Here is a 1,530-nt window from a genome sequence, read left to right as displayed (position 1 = left end):
CGGCGCCGTCGACACGCGCGCATCGACGCTCGATATCGGCAACGCGACCGTGCTTGCAGGCCATTGGACGTTGAGCGCACCGATTTTCACGGTCGACACGAACGCCGCCGGTGCTATCTCGCGCAGCTTGGGCAAGGGCACATCGGTAGACGTTACAACCACAGGCGCAAACGGCGATATCTCGGTGAGTGGCAACGTCGAGTGGCAAGGGGGCGCATCGCTTGCTCTGAATTCCGCGCATAGCGTGTCGATCGTCCCGGGTGCGGCTATTCGCAACATCGGCGGTGGCAATCTCACCGTTCGCGCCGATGCAACGGGTATCGGCAACGGCGGCGGCATCGGCAATCAAGGCACGATCGATTGGTCGCGGAGCAGCGGCATCGTCAGTCTGCTCTACGATATGAGCGGCAGCTATTCGGCAGGCACGCTCCTCGCCAATCGGTGCTGGCCGGGCTTGCCCTTCAGCGGCTACGTCACGCAGATCACGGCGTACCAGCTCGTGAACAACGCCACGGATCTGGCGAACGTGTCGCGCGATTTGAAGGGCAACTACGCGCTCGGCAAGGACATCGACCTAAAGACTACGCAGAATACATCGTTCCCACCGATCGCCTCGGCCGACACGGCACCGTTTGCCGGGCAGTTCGATGGCTTCGGCCATGTCGTCAGCGACCTGAATATTCTGGTCCCAGTTCAGGGGTACGTACAGTATGCTGGGCTGTTTGGAGTAATCGGAACGGGAGGCGTCGTGCGGAACCTCGGCGTGGCGAACGCCAACATCGAGGGCGGCATGGGAGGCAGTTACGGCGCCCTCGCCGGCCGCAACGACGGCGTCATCGCCTATGCGTGGTCGACGGGTGGAGTCGGGTCGGGCGCGCCGTTCGGCGGCATCGGGGGCGGCGGTCTCGTCGGGTGGAACAAGGGCACGATAGAACGGTCTTGGAGCGGCGCATCGGTCGGCGGCAATGGTTCCTACGGCGGTCTCGTCAATCAGAACGACGGCTGGATTGTGCAGTCATACGCGAGCGGTCCAATCAACGTCGGCGGCTCACATGGGAGCGGTGGCGGACTGGTCGGCAGGAACACCGGGCTGATTCAGCAATCGTATGGCACGGGTCGTGTCGGCTCTCTAGTCGGGGACGGCGCACTCGTCGAATATAACGCCAGTACCGGAGTCATCGAAGAGTCGTTCAACGTCGGGCGGTCGAGTGAAAGACCGACGCCCGATGTCAATGGCGCCATCGCGACGCAAAACTCGGGGACGATCCGCAACGACGTGTACTGGAACAAGGAAACGACGAATCAGCTCAACGCGGTGCATTTCGTCGAGGGCGGCAGCGCGCCGACCTCGACGAACGGATTGACCACTGCGCAAATGAGCAATCCGGCGAGCTTCGTGTCGTGGAGCTTCGGTCCTTCAGGCGTCTGGGCGATGCCGGCGGGCGCGACGTATCCGGTGTTGCGGTGGCAACTGACGGCGCATTGAGAACCTTTTGCGGCCCGTAATGTGGCCTCATTCGGCGACCGCAC

At 62.9% G+C, this 1,530-nt stretch carries 1 pseudogene; it reads left to right on the top strand.

The annotated features are described in order from the left end of the window. A pseudogene (locus QCE58_RS33940) lies at positions 1 to 1,486 on the top strand (filamentous hemagglutinin); the annotation flags it as partial. Positions 1,487 to 1,530 lie beyond the last annotated feature (44 nt).

This window comes from Caballeronia sp. LZ028 (assembly GCF_031451415.1).
Classification (GTDB): Bacteria; Pseudomonadota; Gammaproteobacteria; order Burkholderiales; family Burkholderiaceae; genus Caballeronia; species Caballeronia zhejiangensis.
This window is presented reverse-complemented; position numbering and strand designations above follow the sequence as displayed.